The organism is Amycolatopsis sp. NPDC001319, assembly GCF_042896185.1.
In the GTDB taxonomy this organism is placed as follows: domain Bacteria; phylum Actinomycetota; class Actinomycetes; order Mycobacteriales; family Pseudonocardiaceae; genus Amycolatopsis.
On the sequence record NZ_JBIAWY010000018.1, the window covers coordinates 37,224 to 57,736 of the forward strand.

General features: G+C 72.6%; 19 protein-coding genes and 1 pseudogene. 8 read left to right on the forward strand and 12 right to left on the reverse strand.

The features are described from left to right. The first annotated feature begins 12 nt into the window (after positions 1-12). Positions 13-150: a hypothetical protein gene (locus ACFY1H_RS43590; protein ID WP_366583723.1), complete on the forward strand. Its 138-nt coding sequence runs from the start codon at positions 13-15 to the stop codon at positions 148-150. Positions 151-374: 224 nt separating this feature from the next. Next, positions 375-1,766: a class II 3-deoxy-7-phosphoheptulonate synthase gene (locus ACFY1H_RS43595; RefSeq protein ID WP_285969235.1), complete on the forward strand. Its 1,392-nt coding sequence runs from the start codon at positions 375-377 to the stop codon at positions 1,764-1,766. A gap of 3 nt (positions 1,767-1,769) precedes the next feature. Here the strand turns inward: ACFY1H_RS43595 and ACFY1H_RS43600 are convergent, their stop codons facing one another. The 5 genes and pseudogenes from ACFY1H_RS43600 to ACFY1H_RS43620 form a co-directional block, all read right to left on the reverse strand. Continuing rightward, entirely contained in the window at positions 1,770-3,095 is a 1,326-nt protein-coding gene (locus ACFY1H_RS43600) for a wax ester/triacylglycerol synthase family O-acyltransferase (RefSeq protein WP_386956007.1), read from the reverse strand. 801 nt (positions 3,096-3,896) lie between these two features. Continuing rightward, positions 3,897-4,511 (reverse strand): annotated as a pseudogene (locus tag ACFY1H_RS43605) (hypothetical protein); the annotation flags it as partial. Between the two features lie 3 nt (positions 4,512-4,514). Further along, positions 4,515-6,035, reverse strand: coding sequence for an SPFH domain-containing protein (locus ACFY1H_RS43610; protein ID WP_366583725.1), 1,521 nt, complete (start codon positions 6,033-6,035; stop codon positions 4,515-4,517). Positions 6,036-6,082: 47 nt separating this feature from the next. Beyond that, positions 6,083-6,292, reverse strand: a complete 210-nt coding sequence (locus ACFY1H_RS43615; RefSeq protein ID WP_220238050.1) for a hypothetical protein — start codon at positions 6,290-6,292, stop codon at positions 6,083-6,085. Further along, entirely contained in the window at positions 6,289-8,346 is a 2,058-nt protein-coding gene (locus tag ACFY1H_RS43620) for a PASTA domain-containing protein (RefSeq protein ID WP_386956008.1), read from the reverse strand. The genes ACFY1H_RS43615 and ACFY1H_RS43620 overlap by 4 nt, the downstream gene beginning before the upstream one ends. A gap of 103 nt (positions 8,347-8,449) precedes the next feature. Between ACFY1H_RS43620 and ACFY1H_RS43625 the strand changes: the two genes are divergently transcribed. Further along, positions 8,450-8,818 carry an Rv2175c family DNA-binding protein gene (locus ACFY1H_RS43625; RefSeq protein WP_360605980.1) on the forward strand — a complete coding sequence of 123 codons (369 nt, stop codon included), beginning with the start codon at positions 8,450-8,452 and terminating at the stop codon, positions 8,816-8,818. A gap of 136 nt (positions 8,819-8,954) precedes the next feature. On the opposite strand, the gene ACFY1H_RS43630 is transcribed toward ACFY1H_RS43625, so the two are convergent. From ACFY1H_RS43630 to merB, 5 genes are all read right to left on the reverse strand, one after another. Beyond that, positions 8,955-9,743: an LLM class F420-dependent oxidoreductase gene (locus ACFY1H_RS43630; protein WP_366583727.1), complete on the reverse strand. Its 789-nt coding sequence runs from the start codon at positions 9,741-9,743 to the stop codon at positions 8,955-8,957. 3 nt (positions 9,744-9,746) lie between these two features. Then, a complete protein-coding gene (locus ACFY1H_RS43635; RefSeq protein ID WP_366583728.1) occupies positions 9,747-10,670 on the reverse strand; it encodes a phytoene/squalene synthase family protein in 924 nt (307 codons plus the stop codon). Then, positions 10,667-12,145 (reverse strand): phytoene desaturase family protein, encoded by a 1,479-nt coding sequence (gene crtI / locus ACFY1H_RS43640; protein ID WP_386956009.1) that lies wholly within the window; start codon positions 12,143-12,145, stop codon positions 10,667-10,669. Before crtI ends, ACFY1H_RS43635 begins: the two co-directional genes overlap by 4 nt. Then, a complete protein-coding gene (locus ACFY1H_RS43645; RefSeq protein WP_366583730.1) occupies positions 12,142-13,233 on the reverse strand; it encodes a polyprenyl synthetase family protein in 1,092 nt (363 codons plus the stop codon). Before ACFY1H_RS43645 ends, crtI begins: the two co-directional genes overlap by 4 nt. A gap of 160 nt (positions 13,234-13,393) precedes the next feature. After that, positions 13,394-14,080: an organomercurial lyase gene (merB, locus tag ACFY1H_RS43650; protein ID WP_366583731.1), complete on the reverse strand. Its 687-nt coding sequence runs from the start codon at positions 14,078-14,080 to the stop codon at positions 13,394-13,396. Between the two features lie 101 nt (positions 14,081-14,181). Here merB and ACFY1H_RS43655 point away from each other — a divergent pair, with 101 nt between their 5' ends. The 3 genes from ACFY1H_RS43655 (at position 14,182) to ACFY1H_RS43665 (ending at position 17,997) form a co-directional block, all read left to right on the forward strand. Next, positions 14,182-15,066, forward strand: a complete 885-nt coding sequence (locus tag ACFY1H_RS43655; RefSeq protein ID WP_366583732.1) for a methylenetetrahydrofolate reductase — start codon at positions 14,182-14,184, stop codon at positions 15,064-15,066. A gap of 42 nt (positions 15,067-15,108) precedes the next feature. Then, positions 15,109-16,794 (forward strand): DUF885 domain-containing protein, encoded by a 1,686-nt coding sequence (locus ACFY1H_RS43660; RefSeq protein WP_386956010.1) that lies wholly within the window; start codon positions 15,109-15,111, stop codon positions 16,792-16,794. 294 nt (positions 16,795-17,088) lie between these two features. After that, complete coding sequence (locus ACFY1H_RS43665) at positions 17,089-17,997, forward strand: DMT family transporter (RefSeq protein WP_386956011.1); 909 nt, start codon at positions 17,089-17,091, stop codon at positions 17,995-17,997. On the opposite strand, the gene ACFY1H_RS43670 is transcribed toward ACFY1H_RS43665, so the two are convergent. Continuing rightward, on the reverse strand, positions 17,936-18,508 hold the full coding sequence (locus ACFY1H_RS43670) for a GNAT family N-acetyltransferase (RefSeq protein ID WP_366583735.1): 573 nt from the start codon (positions 18,506-18,508) through the stop codon (positions 17,936-17,938). The two genes, ACFY1H_RS43665 and ACFY1H_RS43670, sit on opposite strands and share 62 nt — an antisense overlap. Then, positions 18,505-19,029, reverse strand: a complete 525-nt coding sequence (locus tag ACFY1H_RS43675) for a YbaK/EbsC family protein (RefSeq protein ID WP_366583736.1) — start codon at positions 19,027-19,029, stop codon at positions 18,505-18,507. Before ACFY1H_RS43675 ends, ACFY1H_RS43670 begins: the two co-directional genes overlap by 4 nt. A gap of 220 nt (positions 19,030-19,249) precedes the next feature. Here ACFY1H_RS43675 and ACFY1H_RS43680 point away from each other — a divergent pair, with 220 nt between their 5' ends. Both ACFY1H_RS43680 and ACFY1H_RS43685 read left to right on the forward strand, forming a co-directional pair. Further along, entirely contained in the window at positions 19,250-19,711 is a 462-nt protein-coding gene (locus ACFY1H_RS43680) for an SAV_6107 family HEPN domain-containing protein (protein WP_366583737.1), read from the forward strand. Further along, positions 19,701-20,468, forward strand: a complete 768-nt coding sequence (locus ACFY1H_RS43685) for a maleylpyruvate isomerase N-terminal domain-containing protein (RefSeq protein ID WP_366583738.1) — start codon at positions 19,701-19,703, stop codon at positions 20,466-20,468. Before ACFY1H_RS43680 ends, ACFY1H_RS43685 begins: the two co-directional genes overlap by 11 nt. Positions 20,469-20,513: the final 45 nt, after the last annotated feature.

The following is a 20,513-nucleotide window of genomic DNA, read 5'->3' on the forward strand; positions in this document are numbered from 1 at the left end:
GCCTCCAGCGCAATGGCGCGCTGGGGGCCTGTTTTTCACCCCGCAGGCCTCGCCAACGACGGCGACGACGTGTACATCGCCAACCACGGCACGTCGCCGAGCGCGGGCAAGCCGTCCGGCTCGATCGAAAAGCTGACGCTGCGCACCTGACGTTTCGCGGTCCACCGGGCTCCGGCGTGCGGACGCGCCGGAGCCGGTTCGTCGTGCCGGGCCCGCTGCCGGATCGTCGCCGCAGCCGTGAGCCTCCACCTCCGGTCCGTGGTCCTCCCGGCGCTCGATGCGGACGAGCCAGGACGATCACCAGGACGACCCGGACGTGTGACCCGCACCGCCCTCCGGGAGCCGCGCGGGCGGCGAACCCTATCCTGGGAGCCGTGAACTGGACAGTGGACGTTCCCGTCGACACGCTTCCCGAGCTCCCGCCGCTTCCGCCTCAGCTGCGCGAACGCCTCGACGCGGCGCTGGCGCTGCCCGCCGCCCAGCAGCCCGAGTGGCCGGACGTCGAGCTGGCCAAGCGGGTCCGCGGCGTGCTGGAGAGCGTGCCGCCGATCACCGTGCCCGCCGAGATCGACCGGCTGCAGAGCCGGCTCGCGATGGTGGCGCGCGGCGAGGCCTTCCTGCTGCAGGGCGGCGACTGTGCAGAGACGTTCGAGTCCAACACCGAGCCCCACATCCGTGCCAACCTGCGCACGCTGCTGCAGATGGCCGTGGTCCTCACCTACGGCGCCAGCCTGCCCGTGGTGAAGATGGGCCGCATCGCCGGCCAGTACGCCAAGCCCCGCTCGGCGGCCACCGACGCGCTGGGCCTGCCCGTGTACCGCGGCGACATCATCAACTCGCTGGTGCCCAAGCCCGAGCTGCGCGTGCCCGACCCCGGCCGCATGATCCGCGCCTACGCCAACGCGGGTGCCGCCATGAACCTGGTCCGTGCCCTCACCGGCGCCGGCATGGCCGACCTGCACCAGGTGCACGACTGGAACAAGGACTTCGTGTCGGCCTCCCCGGCCGCGCAGCGCTTCGAGGCGCTCGCCAACGAGATCGATCGCGGCCTGCGGTTCATGAACGCCTGCGGCGTCACCGACACGTCGCTGCAGTCCACCGAGATCTTCGCCAGCCACGAGGCCCTGCTGCTCGACTACGAGCGCGCCCTGCTGCGCCTGGACAACGCCGACGCGGCCAACCCCAAGCTGTACAACCTGTCCTCGCACTTCCTGTGGATCGGCGAGCGCACCCGCCAGCTCGACGGCGCGCACATCGCGTTCGCGGAGCTGCTGTCCAACCCGATCGGCCTCAAGATCGGCCCGACGACCACGCCCGAGCAGGCGCTGGAGTACGTCGAGCGCCTCGACCCGCGCCACGAAGAGGGCCGGCTCACGCTCATCTCGCGCATGGGCAACGGCAAGGTCCGCGAGGTGCTGCCCGCGATCGTCGAGAAGGTCGAGGCCTCGGGCCACAAGGTCATCTGGCAGTGCGACCCGATGCACGGCAACACGCACGAGTCGTCCACCGGCTACAAGACCCGCCACTTCGACCGCATCGTCGACGAGGTGCAGGGCTTCTTCGAGGTGCACCACAAGCTCGGCACCTACCCGGGCGGCATCCACGTGGAGCTCACGGGCGAAGACGTCACCGAATGCCTCGGCGGCGCCCAGGAGATCTCCGACGTCGACCTCTCCGGCCGCTACGAAACCGCCTGCGACCCGCGCCTGAACACCCAGCAGTCGCTCGAGCTGGCGTTCCTCGTGGCGGAGATGCTGCGGGGCTGACGCCTAAACGGTGTTCAGCAGCGCCGCGGTCGACTTGAGGACCGAGTCGCGCAGGCCGCCGAGGTCGGGGACGGCCTCGGCGTTCGCCTGGAGTCCGATGTGGACGCCGTCGCGGTAGGTCGCGACGGCGATGCCCACGGCGTGGCGCGGGGCCAGCGGCACGAACGGGTACACTTGCGCCAGCGGCGCGCCCGCGAGGGTGAGGCGGGCGGCCGGCAGCGGCACGGTGGTCACGACCAGGTCGAACAGCAGCGGCGCGGCCAGCCCGGCCGTTTTCGTGCCGAGGCGGTGCAGCACCGGGGGCACGCGGTCGGCCAGCAGCGGGAACGCGCCGGCGCCGCGGGCCGGGCCGGCGGCCTTGTTGCGCGTCATCGCGCGGCGCACCACGTGCAGGCGCTCCACGGGGTCGTCCTCGCCGATCGGCAGGTCGCACAGGTAGCCGGACAGCTTGTTGCCGCCGACCTGGGCGTTCGCGCGGCCGCGCACGCTCACGGGAATCAGCGCTCGCAGGGTGCGGCCGTCGGCGCGTTTGCCGCGGTTGACCAGCCACTCGCGCAGCGCGCCGGCCAGCACGGCGAGCACGACGTCGTTGCTCGTGCCGCCGTGCGCGCGGCGGATGCGGCGGAGGTCGGCGGTGGGCAGCCGCACGAACCCGAGCCGGCGTTCGGCCGACGCGGGCGCCGACACCGGCGACAGCGGCGGCCGCGCCGCGCGGACGAGCGACGTCGCGATCCCGGCCGTCTCCCCGGCGTGGGCGAGGCTGTCCTTCACGGTGTTTCTGACGCTGTTCAGTGCCGAACGCGGCCGCGGGATCGGCGCCGGCCCGGACGCGCGGGCGAGGGTGCGGTCCGCGACGGCCAGGCCGTCGAGCAGGCCGACGGTCACCGCGTACGCGCCTTCGCCGTCAGTGAGCGCGTGGTGCAGTTTGAGCAGCACCGCGAAACCACCCTGGGGCAGCCCGGTCACCACGGTCAGATCCCACAACGGGCGGCCCGTGTCGAGCGGCTCGGCGATCCACCGCGCGGCGAAGTCCGCGAGCGGGTCGGGGTCGTACAGCGTGCTCAGCTGGTGGTGGTGGATGTGGTGCGCCGCAACGAAATCCGGGTCGTCCGACCACGTCGCGGAACCGGGCGGAAACAGCTCGGTCCGCATTTTTCGGCGCAGCTGCGGCATTTTCTCCGCGCGCTCGGCCAGCAGCGCCGCGAGCTCCGCGCCATCGGCTCGCCCGCGAGAGGTGAACACCAGTACCGCACCCATGTGCATCGGCGCGGTTTCGCTTTCCAGGCAAAGGAACGCGACGTCGAGCGGGCTGAGCGGGGTGCGAACCATCGCGACCGTCCTTCTGCGGCAGGCAGGGGTGGAATGCGCCCCACGACACCACCTTGACATGACGGGAGGGTGGTCGCCGTGTTTCGCGGGCGCTAACGACCCGCGGTTTCACTCACCCGGGTCACGCCACCGCCACGCCCGGCCACCCCGCCCCGGCTTCTGCGGCGCGTCCTTCGCCGACCTCGACGGCTGCGGCAACCGCCGCGAGGGCTGGGGGAGCGGCGCCGGTGGGCGCGGCGGTTCTGCGGCCTGCGGCTTCGGACCCGCGGCTGCGGGTGCAGGCAGCGCAACCGTGGGGCTGTCGCCCGTGTCGCCCGTGCGCTCGGGCCGCGGTGCCGGTTCGGCTGCTCCGGGCACAGGCAGCGCGACGGTCGGGCTGTCGGTGGTGTCCGGGGGTGACCCTGCGGGCTCGGCCGGCGGCTCCGGTGGCACGGGCCCGGCCAGCAGGTCCGCGAGACCGGCCGGCGGTTCTGGGAGGGGCGCGTTGCCGGACCGGCTGGTAGGGGTGCGCCGGGGAAGGGGCGTGGCAGTGCCGGGTGGGCGCGGCACCGGCCGCTCGGGGCCGAGTGCGACGTTGCGGCGGGGGAGCAGCGAGCCCCCGTCGGCCAAGCGCGGGAGCAGCACGGAGGGGGACCGTTCCGGCCGAAGCTCACCGGGTGCGGTCACCGGCTCAGCGGCGCCGCTGTCCTCCGTCTCGTGGCCGGCCTCGGAACCAGGGTCGGTGCGCTGGGCAAGCGCGCTGTCGGTCCTGGCAGCCGAAGGCCCGGCGGAAACACCGGAATCGGTCACCGCCACGGCGTTCCGCAGCGCCATCCCGTTGCCCGGCTGCTTCGGCAGCCCCGGCCACAACTCCCCGGCTTCCTCCGCCGCCGCCCGGATCGCCGCGCCGTCGAGTTCCGTGTGCGTCTCCTTGATGTCCCGGTCCAGCCACTGGACCACGAGTGTGAACGGCCCGTCCCCCGGCAGCGGCCACACGAAGATCTGGTGGTCCAGGTGGAACTGCGTCCCGCCGCCACCGACAGCGCGCAGCACGGGCGAAGTGGGCTCCGAGGCCGACGGCACCGAAATGGACTCCGAGCTGGCCCGGCTCCCGTCGGGGTACAGCACACCGACGAGCAGCGCGTTGTAGTCCGGGACCCGCCGGTGGTCGATGAGGGAGCCGCTGCGGCCCTCCTCCAGGCTGTCGCGCGAGTACACGGCCAGCCGCAGCGTCAGCGCCGACGGCCAGACCTCGATGCCGCGCAGGGCGACGATCGTGCGTTCGGAACGGCCGAGCGGCCGCGCCCACGGCAGGAGCGCCGGGACGATGTGGTCGTTCGGCGGGCCCATCCACGGACGGCCTTCGTAGCCGAACAGCTCCCGTTCCCGCACGGGGAACAGGGGGCGTTCACGAGGACCGTCCGTGAAGAAGCTCATGGGCTACTCGCGCGGGGACAGGTCGCCGTTCGACAGCGCCTGCTCCGAACCGAGGGCCTGCTCCGAACTCTTGCCACCCGACGGCTTCGAGGGGCTGCCCATGGCGTCCATCAGCTGGCGGGCCAGGCCGAGGCCCGTTCCGCCGAGCGACAACGCCTTGGTGAACATGTCCGACATCCCGTCCGCGCCGTTCAGGACCACCATGTGGTCGACGTTACCGAACGCCTGCGCGCCGGCCTCGACGATTTCCGGCCAACGTTCGGCCAGCTGTTGTGCTACCACAGCTTCCTGGTTCTCCGCCAGTGCCGCCGCTCGCGCCTTGATCGACTCGGCCTCGGCCAGACCACGGGCCCGGGCCGACTCGGCTTCCGCCAGACCCCGCGCCTTCGCAGCCTCTGCCTCCGCCAGACCGCGAGCCTGCGCGGCCGCCGCTTCGGCCTCACCGGTGGCGCGCGTGGCCCCCGCCGACGCCTCGGCCCGGGCCTTCGTGGCCTGCGCCTCCGCCTCGGCGGCCGTCTTCACACGCGTCGCGTCGGCCGCGGCCCGCAGCTCGGTCTCCTTGGCCTCGGCCTGCGCGCGGGCGATCTGTGCGTCGCGGTCGGCATCGGCCGTCGTGCGGGTCTCGTACGCCTTCGCGTCGGCCGGCTTGCGGACCTGCGACTGCAGGCGCTGCTCGGCCAGCGCGGCCTCCAGCTCGGCCGCCCGCGTCTCCTGGACCACGACCTCCTGCCGCGCCGTCGCTTCGGCCAGCGGACCCGACTGGCTGGCCTTCGCCTTGGCCTGGTCGACCTCGGCCTGGTACCCGGCCTGCTTGATCTGGCTCTCCCGCATCGCGCCCGCCTTCTGCGCGGCGGCCGCCTGCTCCGCCTGCGTGGCCTCCTGGTCACGCTGCGCTTCGGCGATGCGGGCCGACGCGGCGATGGCCGCGGCGTGCGGCTTGCCGAGGTTGAGGATGTAGCCCGACTCGTCGTCGATCTCCTGGATCTGCAGCGAGTCGACGATCAGGCCCAGCTTGATCATCTCCGTCGCCGAAGACTGGCGGATCTCGCCGGTCAGCGCGTCGCGGTTGTGGATCATCTCCTCGATGGTCAGCCCGCCCACGATCGAGCGCAGGTGGCCCGAGAACAGCTCGTGGATGGTGTCGTTCATGCCCTTCTGCTGGTCGAGGAAGCGGCGGGCGGCGTTGGCGATGGAGGCGTAGTCGTCGCCCACCTTGTAGATCACCACCGCGCGCACGGTCACGGGCAGGCCCTGCTTGGTCACGCAGGACACCTGCAGGTTGACGCCGCGCGTGTCCAGCGAAAGCCGCCGCGCGGTCTGGAAACCGGGGATCACGTTGACGCCCCGGCCGGTCACGATCTTGAATCCGAGGCTGTCGGCGGTCTCGGTGCGCTCCACCCGGATCCCCCACCCGGAGATGATGAGCGCCTCGTTCGGCTCCGCGACCTTGTACAGGATCCGCAGGAGCCCGAACAGCACGATCACGGCCACGACCGCGATCACGACGATGAGCCAGATTTCCATAACCCCTCGCAGCCCGATTTTCGGTTGTTGGTAGCTCTTCGACGCCGCTAAGGCTTCAGCGGTTGCCACCGTTCGACGTAAACCGTGCGCGGGGGTTCGAAATCCACCACAAGGACCTGCGTACCGGTCGGAAAGGACACTTCGGGGTCGGCCGCGTAGGCGTAGAAGGCCTCGGTGCCGCCGCGGACGCTGAGCAGCACCTCACCGATCAGGCCCGGGCCGACGGCGCCCGTGACGCGGCCTCGGTTGCCGATCATCCGCCGAAGCCCCGGATCTTCACCTTCGTGCCCTTCGGCACCAGCGAACCCGGCTGCGGGTCCTGCTGGAAGACGAAGTTGAAGCCGCCGCCGCCACCGTGGCCGCGGCCACCGCCGCCGCCCTGCTTGTCGACGTCGAGCCCGGCCTGCTTGAGGATCTGCTCGGCCTCGTCGAACTGCTTGAACCGCACGTCGGGCACCTGCACGGCATTGGAGACGAAGACCTTCACCTGCTTGCTGCCCGGCGAGTTCGCCGGCGGGTCGGTGCGGGTGACGCCGCCCGCCGGGATCGTCTGCGAGAACTCCTCGCCGCCGTCCACCGGCTGGAAGCCGGCCTGCTGCAGCAGCTGGAACGCCTCGTCCTTCGGCCGGCCCGTGACGTCGGGCACCGGCGGGAGCGGTTCCGGGCCCTTCGACAGGACCACGGTGACCTGGCCGCCGATGTCCACCGGTGTGCCGGCCGCGGGGCTCACGCTCACGACGGTGCCCTGGGGCGCGGTGTCGCTGAACGCCGGCGTGCCCTGTGTGACGTTGAGCTGCTGGGCCTGGATGGCCTTCGTCGCCTCGGCCAGCGAAGTGCCGACCTGGATGTTCGGCACCACCGGCTTGCCCTTGGACACCACGACGGAGACGTTCGCGTCCTTCTCCAGCTGCGTGCCCTCGGCCGGTGTCACCTTGACCACGGTGTTGGCCGGCACGGTGTTGCTGAACTCCTGGCTGTACTGCGGCGTCAGGTTCGCCGCGCGCAGCTTGTCACCGGCCTCGGCCTGCGTCAGGCCCACGAGCTTCGGCACGGCCGCCGTGGTGGGCGCCGACTCGCTGAGGATGAACGCGAACGCACCGATCAGCCCACCCAGCACCAGCACGCCCACCGCGATCAGGGCGAACATCTTCCGCCGGTCCCGCGGCTTCGGCTCGTCGGCCGGCGGACGCGGGCGCCGCGGCGGAGGCGGGGTGGGCGGGACCGCGGAAACCTGCTGCGTCGGCATCGGCTGGCCCGCGGGCGGCGACGGCGGCGGCCCGACCGGGACGGCCCGGGTCAGCGCTCGCGTGCCCTGCGGACCGGAGCCGGGCATCGTCTGCTCGGTCACCGGGATGCGCGGCATGGTCCGCTCGGTGTCGGACATGCGGTCGCCGTCCGGCGGCGGGGGCACGGGCACCGGCACGACCGGCAGGCCCAGCTCCGCGCGCACGGCCTGCAGCTCGGCCAGGAACACGCCGGCGTCGGCCGGGCGCAGCTCGGGGTCGCGGCGGGTGGCGCGCAGGATGAGGTCGTCGAGCGCAGGCGGCAGGTCCGGCCGCAGCTCGCTGGGGCGCGGCACGTCGTCGTTCACGTGCCGGTAGGCGACCGACAGGGCCGTGTCGCCGGAGTAGGGCGTCTGGCCGGTGAGCATCTCGTACAGCAGGATCCCGGCCGAGTACACGTCGCCGCGGGCCCCTGTGACGCCCGTGGTGACCTGCTCGGGCGAGAGGTAGGCGACCGTGCCGAGGATGACGCTCGAGCTCGTCGTGCCCGCGCTGGCGACCGCGCGCACGAGGCCGAAGTCGCCGACCTTCACCACACCGCCCGACAGGGCGCCGCTGCTGCGGCCGATGAGCACGTTCTCGGGCTTCACGTCGCGGTGCACCAGCCCGGCGGCGTGCGCGGCGGCCAGGGCCGACAGCACGGGCTCGGCGATGCTCAGCGCGAGGGCGACGTCGAGCTTGCCCTGCTCGGACAGCAGGTCGCGCAGCGTCCCGCCGTCGACGAGCTCCATCACGAGGAATGCGAGCCCCGCGTCCTCGCCGGGCGGGACGTCGAAGCCCTGGTCGTGCACGGCGACCACGTTCGGGTGGTGCAGCTGGGCGGCCGAACGCGCTTCGCGCACGAAACGGTCCACGAACGAGCGGTCGTCGGCGAAGCGGGGATCCATGATCTTGATCGCGACCGCGCGGTCCAGCCGGGTGTCCATCCCCCGGTAGACCGACGACATCCCGCCCCGGGCGAGCAGCCTGTCCACGCGGTAGCGGCGTTCGAGCAGCGTGCCGACGAGGCTGGGGTGCGTGCGTGTCACGGCTGGCTATCGTACGGAACCACGCCCGCCTGGGTGAGGTGAGGAGGCGGGTCACCCGTGCGTACCAGTCGGGAAACCGGTCGAATGTGGCACAGTGTCACGTGTGAGTGGGATTCCTGTCGCCGATGACGTCCTCGACTCCGCTGTCACCGTCCTTCCCCTGAACCAGGTGGCGGCCGTGCTCGGGATCTCGTCCAACAAGGTGCGCCAGATGCTGCGCGACGGTCACTTGATCGCCGTGCGCCGCAAAGGCGAGCTGTGCGTGCCCAGCGATTTCTTCGTCAAAGACGGAGTGGTCAAGGGCCTGGCGGGCACCATCACGGTGCTCGCGGACTCGGGGTTCAGCCGCACCGAGATGCTGCGCTGGCTCTTCGCGGAGGACGACACGCTGCCGGGCGTGACCCCCGTCAACGCGCTGCGGACGAGCCACGGCACCGAAGTGAAGCGGCGCGCCCAGGCCATGGCTTTCTAGGCTTTTCGCCCGATTCGCTCCGCGCCGGTCCGACCACGTGGGGTAGCCGATCGCGGCCTGCCGCTCCGAGTTTTCCGTCCGAACCGCCCGAAGGCCTCCCCGCTCGCGCGAGGAGGCCTTCGGAGAACTTCGTGTGTCAGCCGTTCTGCTTGTCGCGCCAGGCGACCCACGTCTTGAGGGCCGTGAGGTCGTAGTCGGGACCGCCGACGCCGACGGTGAACGTGGTCACGCCCAGCTCGACGAGCTTCGGGCCGAGCTCTTCCGGGTCACCCTGCACGCCGCAGGAGCGCTCGATCTCGAGCGGGTCGCGGCCGAGGTCGGCGCAGTGCTGGTCGAGGATCTTCACCTTGCGCTCGACGACCTCCGGGTCGCCGAAGCCGTGCCAGATGTCGGCGTGCTTCGCGACCATCTTGAGGGTCTTCTTCTCGCCGCCACCGCCGATGAGCACGGGGATCTTGCGCGTCGGCGCCGGGTTCAGCTTGCCCAGCCGGGATTCGATGCGCGGCAGCGACTCGGCGAGGTTGTCGAGGCGCCCGCCGGCGGTGCCGAACTCGTAGCCGTACTCGTCGTAGTCCTTCTCGAACCAGCCCGAGCCGATGCCGAGGATGAGCCGGCCGCCCGAGATGTGGTCGACGGTGCGGGCCATGTCCGCGAGCAGCTCCGGGTTGCGGTAGCTGTTGCACGTGACCAGCGCGCCGATCTCGACGCGGGACGTCGACTCCGCCCAGGCGCCGAGCATGGTCCAGCACTCGAAGTGCATGCCGTCGGGATCGCCGTAGAGCGGGTAGAAGTGGTCCCAGTTGAAGACGATGTCGGCGCCGATGTCCTCGGCCGCCGAGGCGGTGCGGCGGATGGTGTCGTAGTCGGCGTGCTGCGGCTGGAGCTGCAGGCCGACCCGCAGCCGCCGGTTCGAAGCGGAAGTCATGGCTCAGAGCCTACGCACGCGGCCGCGGGCCCACACGGTGACCAACCGCGGCAGCGCCACGGCCAGGCGGCGGCCCTTGCCGACGACCGCGCGCCGGTTGAGCACGTCGTAGTCCAGCGCCTCGATCTCGTCGAGGATGCCTTCGTACAGCGTGATCGCCGTGCGCACGCAGGGCCGGGATTCGGGACGCAGCAAGGGAATTCCGGCTTCGGCGCGCCGGTACACCGCGCGGGCGCGCGACACGCCGACGGCGAGCGCGCGCCGCACGCGCGGATCGGGCACCCCGCGCCGGCGTGACTCTACGAGCAGTTCGCGGTCGATACCGAACGCCGAAAGTTCTTCAACGGGAAGGTAAAGCCGGCCGCGGTCGAGGTCTTCGCCGATGTCCCGTAAGAAGTTCGTAAGCTGGAACGCTTCCCCGAGCGCAGCGGCGCTGGATTCGGCCTCTGCCAAGGGAACGACGGTGCCGAACACCGGCAGCATCTGCAGCCCGATCACGCACGCCGAACCGTGGACGTACTCCGCCAGCTCCGCATATGTGGCGTACTCGGTGACGGTGAGGTCCATCCGCATCGAGTGCAGGAACGCGTCCACGAGCTCGCGCCGGATGCCGTAGCGGCGCACGGTGTCGGCGAGCGCGGCCAGCACGGGATCGGCCGGCGCGCCGCCTTCGTAGACCTCGTCGACCATCCCGGCCACGTTGTCCAGCGCGGCCTTGGGATCCGTACCCGGTTCCGGGTTGTCCACGAGCTCGTCGGCCATGCGCGCGAAGCCGTACAGCGCGTGCGCGGCGGGCCGGGCCCGCGCGGGCAGGAGCCGGGTGGCGAGGAAGAACGTGCGGCCGTGGTGGGCGTTGATGCGGCGGCATTCGGCGTAGGCGGCCCGCAGGCCGGGGTCCGAGATGCCGGCGGCGTCCAGTTCTGTCACCGGCCGGTGATCCTTTCCGCGGCGAGACGTCCGGAGATCAGCACCGGCGGGATGCCGACGCCGGGGGTGGTGCCGCAGCCGGCGAGCACCACGTTGCCCGCGGCCCGCACGAGGTTGGCGGGCCGGAACGGGCCGGTCTGGGTGAACGTGTGGGCCAGCGAGAACGGCGTGCCCGCGGACAGCCCGCGCGCGGCCCAGTCGGCGGGCGTCACGACCTCGTCCACGGTGAACTCGTCGCCGAACCCCGTCAGCCCGCGGGATTCCAGTGTGCGCAGCAGTTCCTCGCGGTAGGCCGGGCCGACGCGCGGCCAGTCGATGCCGCCGCGGCGCAGGTTCGGCGCGGGCGCGAGCACCGACACGATCTCGCCGCCGTCGCCCGCGAGCCCCGGTTCCGTCGCGGTGGGCCGCGTGACGAGCAGCGACGGATCGCTCATCAGCCGGCCTTCGCGCACGATCTCGGCGAACGTCCGGTCCCAGGCCCGGCCGAAGAAGATCGTGTGGTGCCCGAGCTGCGGCCACGACCGCTTCGCGCGCCCGTGCAGGACCACGGCCGAAGGCGAGTAGCGCAACGGGAGCACGCGACCGGGCCGGGCGCCCACCAGCCGGTACGCGGTGCCGAGCTCGGTGGCGAGCACGACCGCGTCGCACCCGATCCGCTCGCCCGAACGCGTGCGCACGGCCCGCACCCGCGCCGACACGCGCTCCAGCCACGCGGCTTCGGTGCCGAACCGCAGGTCGGCGCCCGCTTTCGCGGCGGCCGCGGCCATCGTGCGCGCAACCGCGCCCATGCCGCCCCGCGGGTAGTAGACGCCGCCGACGGTGTCCATGTACGCGATCACGCCGTACGCGCCGAGCGCCCGCGCCGGGTCGAGCCCCGCGTAGAGCGCCTGGAAGGAGAACAGCCGGCGCACGCGTTCGTCGCGCAGGAACTTCGCGACTTTCGGGCCGAGCCGCCCGAACCCGCCCAGCGCGGCGAGTTTCACCAGCTCCGGGCGCGCCAGGTCGAGCGGCGAATCGAAGTTGGCGCCGATGAAGTGGTCCTTCTGCGCCGCGTACAGCTCGGTGAGCCAGCGGCGCAGCGCGCGGTAGCCGGCGGCTTCGGTGGGGCCGGCGAACGCGCGGATCTCCTGCTCCATCGCGTCGCCGTCGGTGCGCAGCGCGAGCGTGCTGCCGTCGGCGAAGCGGGCGTGGTAGGCGGGGTCGAGCTTGGTGAGCGGCAGCGTGTCCGCCAGCGATTCGCCGACGGCGTGCAGGGCCTCGTCCACCAGCTCCGGCATGGTCAGCACGCTCGCGCCGGTGTCCACCGCGTTGGCGCCGAAGTCCTGCTGCCCGGCGCGCCCGCCTGGCACCTTGTCCTGCTCCAGCAGCGTCACGCGGCGGCCCGCGCCGAGCAGGTGCAGCGTCGCCGAAAGCCCGGCCAGGCCCGCTCCGACCACCACCACGTGGTCGGTGGGCCCGGCGACGGTCTTGGTCACGAGGTCCGCCGCGTCGCCTTGCCGACGAGGTCGGCCAGCGCGGCCGGAGCCGGCTCGGCCAGGTGCGCGCGCTCGAGGGCGGCCATCGCCGAGGCGGTGAGGTCGTCGATGCGGTGCTCCACGGCGTCGACCGCGCCGACGCTCGTCAGGGCCTCGCGCACGGCGTCCACGGCCGTGTCGGACAGGTCGGCCTTGCCGATGGCGTCGGCGATCACCTTGGCGGCCGTGCGGTCGCCGCGCTCGTCGGCCAGCTGCAGGCCCAGGGCCACGAGCAGGGTGCGCTTGCCCTCGCGCAGGTCGTCGCCCGCGGGCTTGCCGGTCACGGACGGGTCGCCGAACACGCCCAGCAGGTCGTCGCGCAGCTGGAACGCCACGCCGACGTCGCCGCCGAACTCCAGCAACGTGTCGACGAGCCGGTCGTCGGCCCCGGCGAGCGCGGCGCCCAGGTGCAGCGGGCGCTGCACGGTGTACGCGGCGGTCTTCAGCCGGTCGATGCGCAGCGCGGCCTCGGGCGACGCGTCGCCGACGGCCTGCGTGCGGACGTCGAGGTACTGCCCGGCGAGGACCTCCGTGCGCATCGCGCGCCAGGCCGGGCGGGCCTTCGCCAGCGTCTGCGCGGGCAGCGGGGCCTCGGCGAACATGTCGTCGGCCCACGCGAGCGCGAGGTCGCCGACGAGCACCGCCGTGGCCAGCCCGAACGTCGCGGGCGAACCCAGCCAGCCGTGGTCGGCGTGCACCTTGGCCGACGCGACGTGCACGGTCGGGTTGCCGCGGCGCGAGTCGGAGGAGTCGATGAGGTCGTCGTGGATCAGCGCGCACGCCTGGATCAGCTCCAGGCTTGCCACGACCTGCAGCGCACCCTCGGCTTCGGTGCCGGACGCCGCCCCGCCGGCCCCGCGCCAGCCCCACCACGCGAACGTCGGCCGGATGCGCTTGCCCCCGCACAGCACGAAGCCCGACAGCACGTCGATGCCCGCCGCGACACTCGGCTCCGTGCGCACGATCTCGTCGCCCGCACGCTCGAGGAACGCGGTCAGCGCACGCTCGACGTGGGCAGGCAGATCGTCGTCGAAACCGGGCGCGTCCATGCCGCCATCATCCGGGGCGCGGGCCCGGCCGCTCGCGCCGGGTGCCCCCGATGTGGCGCACGAGACGTCTGCTGCGGGATGTGCTCGGCCGGTCGTCGGTGCGCACCGTGGCGGGTGCTCGCGGCCGAGTCGTCTCAGCCTGCCCGCCCGGTCGCGGCCCTTACGACCGTCCTGTCCAGAACTCGCCGGGCAGCCCGGCGGCAGTGAAGTACGCGGCGGCCTCCGCCGGTTCCCGGCGCCGGTAGCCGTGCGCCAGGCGTCCGGCGTACCAGCCCTCGGCCAGGCGCCACAGGGCCGGGAGGTCGAGCACGGTGCCTTTCGCCATGCCCGTGCGCTCGGTCCATTCGTCCACACAGGACTCGCCGCAGAACAGGCGCTGGACGGAACAGGTGTGGCGCACGTCGTCCCACATGCGGGCCGTCGGCACGGGGAAGTGGGCGACCTGAGGCCCTTCGGGCGGCGCTTCGCGGCTCACGACCAACGCGGTGGGCTCGGTGCAGCACGGACAGCGGGTGGCGACGAGGACTTCGGGCTCGGCGGGCACCAGGTGCGGGATCGCGAACGAGTCCCACGCGCAGCCGCCCCACCACAGCGTTCGCTCGCCCATCACGGAGAACCCCAGCGGAATCGCCGCGAACGGGTGGGCCAGCACCACGTGCTCGCACTCGTCGAGCACCAGGTGGCGGGCGTCGGCGAGGCGGTGCAGGGCCTGCTTGGCCACGGCCAGCGAGCCGTGCGCCGCGTCGGCCAGCTCCGGTGCCGTCGGCGCGCGTCCGTGGGTGGCGAAGGCCCGGTACACGGCCACTCGCACGTCTTCGTCCCAGGCGGTGTCGTCTTCGCGGCTCATCGGTGGCTCCTCGCCGGAGGGTGCGAGTCCGACGGTACCCGTGGCCAAGGCCACGCGCCGGGGCTGCCAGTGTCCGGTTTCGCCCACTAACATGTGCGTTCATGACGTCGGTGATCGAGCGGTTGCAGGGGGACGGGCCCCGGTTCTCCATCGAGTTCTTCCCGCCCCGCGACGAGGCCGACGAGGCCGTGCTCTGGCGCTCCATCCGGGAGCTCGAGCCGTTCGACCCGGCGTACATGTCGATCACCTACGGCGCGGGCGGTTCGAGCCGCGATGGCACGATCCGCAGCATCGCCCGCGTCGCCACCGAGACCACGCTCTGCCCGATGGCGCACCTGACCGCGGTCGACCACTCGGTGTCGGAGCTGCGCAACGTGATCGGCTGGTACGCGGCCGTCGGCGTGCGCAACATCCTGGCGCTGCGCGGCGACCCGGCCGGCGAGGTGTACGGCGACTGGGTGCCGCACCCCGAAGGTCTCACGTACGCCGAGGAGCTGGTGGAGCTCATCCGCTCGCTGGGCGACTTCTGCGTCGGCGTGTCGGCGTTCCCGTACGGGCACCCGCGGTCGCCGGACCTGGAGTCGGACACCAAGTACCTCGTGCGGAAGTTCCGCGCCGGCGCCGATTTCGCCATCGCGCAGCTGTTCTTCGAGGCCGAGGACTTCCTGCGGCTGCGCGACCGCGTGGCCGCCGCGGGCTGCGACGCGCTGGTGCTGCCCGGCATCATGCCGCTGACCACGCTGCGCACGTTGCACACCACGATCAAGCTCTCGGGCGCACCCGCGTCGCAGCGGCTGCTCGACCGGCTGGAGCCCCTTTCGGACGACCCGAAGGCGTTCCGCGCGGCCGGGATCGACGCCGTCACCGAACTGGGTGAGAAACTGCTCGCCGAGGGTGTGCCGGACCTGCACTTCTACACGTTCAACCGGTCCAAAGCCACGCGCGAGGTGGTGACGCGCCTCGGGCTCGTGCCGGCGCGCGCGTAAGTCCGTACCCCCGGCCGGGGCCCGGCCGGTACGGTTCGGCCCATGGCTTCCAGCGAACACAGCGTGCACGGGATCTCCGACCGGTACGTCGACGACTACGCGGCCGTGGACCCGGTCGCGGCCACCATGCTCGGCGTCTCGGGGTACGACGACCAGCTCACCGACTACTCGCCCGCCGGCCACGCGGCCCGGGCCGAGCTCGCGGCGAAGGCGCTCGCGGACGTGACCGCCGCCGAGCCCGCCGACGCGGGGGAGCGGGTCGCGAAGACGGTGTTCACCGAGCGCGTGGGCCTGGACGTGGAGATCCACGACGCCGGCCTCGACATCGCCGCGCTGAACGTGATCGCGAGCCCGGTGCAGGACCTGCGCATGGTGTTCGACCTGATGCCGATGGACACGCCCGAGCAGTGGGCTGACATCGCGGCCCGCCTGAAGAAGGTGCCCGAAGCGCTCGCGGGGGTGCGCGCGTCGCTGCTGGCCGCGGCCGACGCCGGGCGCGTGTCGGCGCTGCGGCAGGTCGGCAAGGTCGCCGAGCAGTGCGAGACCTACGCCGGCCTCGGCGAGGGGCCGAGCTTCTTCGCCGGCCTCGTGGGCAACGCGGGCGAGGTGGGTGCCGCGTTGTCCAGTGATCTGCAGGCAGGCGCTCGCGCGGCCGACGAGGCGTTCGCGGAGTTCGCCGGTTTCCTGCGCGCCGAGCTCGCGCCGAAGGCCCCGGCCAAGGACGCCGTGGGCGAGGACGTCTACCGGCTGTGGTCGCGGTACTTCATCGGCGCGGAGCTGGACCTGCGCGAGGCGTACGAATGGGGCTGGCACGAGTTCGCCCGCATCGACACCGAGATGCGCGCGGTGGCCGAGCGGATCCGCCCGGGCGCGTCCGTCGCGGAGGCCGCCGAGGTGCTCGACGCCGACCCGCGCTACCGCGTGCAGGGCCGCCCGCAGTTCGAGGCCTGGATGCAGTCGCTGTCCGACGAGGCCCTGAAGTCCCTGCGCGGCAAGCACTTCGACATCCCCGACCGCCTCATGGCGCTGGAGTGCCGCATCGCTCCGCCGGGCGGCGGCGTCGGCGCGTACTACACCGGCCCGAGCGAGGACTTCACCCGCCCCGGCCGGATGTGGTGGTCGCTGCCGGCGGACAAGGACGAGTTCACCACCTGGCGCGAAGTGTCCACTGTGTACCACGAGGGCGTGCCGGGCCACCACCTGCAGATCGCGACGGCCGTCAACCAGGCCGCGTCGCTCAACAAGTACCAGCGGCTCATGACCTTCATCTCCGCCCACGGTGAGGGCTGGGCCCTGTACTCCGAGCGCCTCATGCAGGAACTCGGTTACCTGTCGGACGACGGCAACCTGCTCGGCATGCTCTCGGAACAGCTGTTCCGCGCCGCCCGCGTCGTCGTCGACCTCGGCATGCACCTGGAACTCGAGATCCCGCGCGGCACGGGCTTCCACGAGGGCTCGCGCTGGACCCCGGACCTCGGCCTGGAGTTCATGCTCACCCGCACCATCACCGACCAGGCCCACGTCCGCGACGAGATCGACCGCTACCTCGGCTGGCCCGGCCAGGCACCCGCGTACAAGCTCGGCGAACGCCTCTGGCTGGCCGCCCGCGACGACGCCCGCCGCCGGCTGGGGGATGCGTTCGACATCAAGCAGTTCCACACCCGCGCGCTGGAGATGGGCGGGATGGGGCTGGACACGCTGCGGGAGCAGTTGGCTCTGTTGAGCTGAGTTCTCTGGTTCGGCTCGGTGAAGCCCTCCACGGCCGCGGCGGTGGAGGGCTTCACCGTGTTCGGGGAACTTCCCTTCGCGCGAAAACCCTTTGGCTCCACCACCGCCCCACGCCCTAAACTGCCGCCCGTGCATCGGATCTTCCTCGTCACCCCACCGCCCGCGCTCTGAGCGGGGTGGTGTCCGCCGCGTGTGAGTCCGTCCCAGGACCCCGCGGCTGATCAGTGCTGCACGAAAGCGAAAACCGCCCCGCGTCGTCGATGTCCGAAATCCTTCGACGCTGGAGCGTTGTCCATGTCTGTTGTGCTGTCCGAGCGCGCCCGGGGGTCGGTCGCGCTGGTTGTCGCCGGGGTGTTGTGGGGGACCGGGGGGTTGGCCGGGTCGTTGCTCGGGCAGCTGGCCGGGCTGCACCCGCTGGCCGTCGCCGCGTATCGCTTGCTGCTGGGAGGGGCGGCGGCGATCGCGGTGTCCGGCAAGGGGGTTCCGCGCGCCCGGATCGGGCGGGTGCTCGTGGTCGGCGTGTTGTTCGCGTTCTTCCAGACGACCTACTTCGCCGCCGTCGCGCTCGGGTCCGTCGCCACGGCGACCATGACCACCATCGGCGCCGCGCCCGTGATGCTCACCGTCGCCACGGCGGTCCGGAAGCGGCGGGCGCCGCGGTCCTGGACCCTGCTGTCGGTCGTCGGCTCCCTGGCCGGCCTGGTGCTGCTGTCCTGGACGCCGCACGTCGAAACCTCGAAAACAGCCATCGTCCTGGCCCTCGCCGCGGCGGCCGGGTTCGCGATCCTCACCACCCGCCCGGTCGACGACCCCCTGGCCACCACCGCGTACGGCTGCCTCACCGGCGGTCTGCTGCTCACCCCGGCCGCGCTCACGCTGGGCATGGCGCTGCCCGCGCGCCCCGACGTGCTGCTCGTCGCGGTCTACTTCGGCGTCGTGCCAACAGCGCTCGCGTACGCCGCGTACTTCAAGGGCCTCACCACGGCCCACCCCGTGCTCGGCGCGCTGTCGGCGCTACTGGAACCGCTCACGGCGACGATCCTGTCCGTCGCCTTCCTCCACGAGCACCTGAGCCCGCAGGCCTGGGGCGGCGCGGCCCTGCTGACCGCGGCCCTGGCCGTCGGCTATTGGCGCCCGGAACCTACTTCGGGTCGAGCGGCAGCGGACGGCCGAGGATCGCGAACGGACGCGGGTCGCCCGTGAACTGGTAGTCGCGCAGGACGTCGACGAAACCGGTGCGCCGGTAGAGCTTCCACGCGCGGCTGGTGCCTTCGGGCGTGGACAGCAGCACGTTGGCGTTCGGGACCCCGTCGAGCAGCCGGCGCAGCAGGTCCTCGCCGATCTGCTTGCCCTGGTTCTCGGGGCGCACGTGGATCTCGGTGAGCTCGAAGTAGTCGCTCATCCACCGCTCGGCCTCCTCGGGGCCGGAGCGGCGGGTGAGGCCGTGGCGCACCTGCTCGTGCCACCACTGCCCGGCGCGGCCCTTGTACCCGTAGGCGAGGCCGAGCAGCACGTCGTCGGCGTCGAGGGCGGCCATGCAGCGCCAGCCCTCGCGCAACGCGTGGGTGAGCCACATCGGCGCGCGCTGCTCGGCGGTGCCTTCGGGGTACTGCATGGCCTTCACGTAGATGGCCAGCGCTTCGGGCAGGCGTGTGCGGAACTCGTCCGCGGACAACTGCACGTATCGGGAACACCCGGAGGACATGGCGGTCACGGCTGTCCATCCTCCACTCCCGCCGCGAGCGCGCCCGGGGTGCCCCCGGTCAGCTCGACGAGCCCGTCGAACGTCGTCGGGAACACCGACTTCGGGTGCCCGGCCGCGGCCCACACCTCGTCGTACGCGCGCAGGGCCGTGTCCACGAGCGTCACGAGCCGCCGGGGGTGCCCGACGGGGGCGACGCCGCCGATGGGCTGGCCGGTGTGCTCGCGCACGAAGTCCGCGTCGGCCTTGCCCACCTCGGCGAGGCCGGCGAGCGCGGCCAGGCGGGCCGGGTCGGCGCGGTGGGCGCCGGAGGTGAGGGCGAGCAGGGCCGTCTCCTCGCCCCCGGTCGTGCGGGCGCGGAACACGAGGCTGTTGGCGATCGCCCCGACCTCGACCCCGAGCGCTTCGGCGGCCTGGGCCGCGGTGCGGACCTCGGCCGGCAACACGCGCACCCCCTCGGCGGCGGCCTGCTGGCCTGCTTCGCTCAGAGCGGCTGTGACCTTGGCGACGGCGGGATGGTCGAGGGAGCTCATGCCGTTATGAGACCACGACGACGGCACCGTGTCCCGCACCACGTCCCCGGATTCCACCGGCGGGGTTGAGAGAACGCGGCACCGAGGGTTACTCTGGAAATCGTTCGAACAGACGTTCGACATCCGGTGAGTGTTCACCGGCAGGTGCCCGGCGAGGGGCGGGGGAAGCGCCCCGCGGCCGGGCACCTGCCGGACTCGCCCGAGCGGGAGGAGGGTCGTCATGTCCGTCTCGGTCGTGTCCCCTGACCCCGGGCAGCCTCAGCTGCCCCTGTCGCTTCGCCCGCCGGCACCCCCGGCGGCGGCCACCCTGCTCGCCCAGGCCAAGCGCGGTCTGGCCGACGCCGAAAACGAACGTGATCCCGCCGAGCGGTTCATCGGCGCTTACCTCGCGGCGCTGCGCGGTGCGGCGGCGGTGCTCGCCGTGCGCGGGCGGCCGCGCCGGGGCCGCGGCCGTCCGGCCAGCGGCTGGGTGCTGCTCGACGCCGTGGCGCCGGAGCTGCAGGAGTGGTCTGCCTTCTTCGCCGCCAACTCGGCCACCCGTGCGGCCGCCGAAGCCGGCATCACGGGCAAAGTCACGGCCGAGTCGGCCGCGAACCTGCTGCGCGCCACCGGTCTGTTCCTCGAACTGGTCCGCCGGCTCGTCCACGGCCTGCCCATCTCCGGCGAAGCCCATGTCGCGTGAGCTCGGTCCGGTCGACCACGGCCGGTTGCTCGAAGCGCTGGAGATCGAAGCGCGCGTGCTGGGGGAAGTGGCGCACACGGCGTCGGCCGAGGCGCCGGTGCCCACGGCCCCCGGCTGGACGCTGGGGGAGCTGCTGCGGCACGTCGGCAGCGTCCACCGCGTCACCCTCGGCTGGCTGCGTGAGGGCCACAAGCCCGCGCAGTGGCAGCGCATCCCGCACCAGGAGGAAACGGTCGCGGAGTACTACGCCTCGGGCCGCGACGCGCTGATCGCCGAGCTGGCCGCCCACGACCCGGCCGACCACGCCGCCACCTGGTGGTCCGCCGATCCCACGTACGGCTTCTGGCGCCGCCGCACCCTCCACGAGACGCTCGTCCACCGCGTCGACGCCGAGCGCGCCGCCGGCGTCGACCACCCGGCCGTGCCCGCCGACCTCGCCACCGACGGCGTCGACGAGGTCCTCACCCTGTACTTCGGCCACAAACTCGCCCTGCTCGGCCTCACCGGCACCCGCCACGGCACCGTCGGCATCCAGACCGGCGGCCACAGCTGGATCGCCCGCGCGGGCCCCGAAACCATGGACGCGTGGCGCTGCTCGCCCGAGGAGGCCCGGTCCGCCGACGAACTCGTCAGCGGCGACCCGGCCAACGTCTACCTCTGGCTGTGGGGCCGCGCCGCCCCGACCGCCGTCGTCTCCTCGCGCGGCCACGACCTGGCCGCGCAACTCTGGGCCTTGCTGCGGCTGGCCACCCGCTGAACCGGAAAGTGGGGAAGCTTCCCCGGTTCCTGTCGGTGGCCCCCG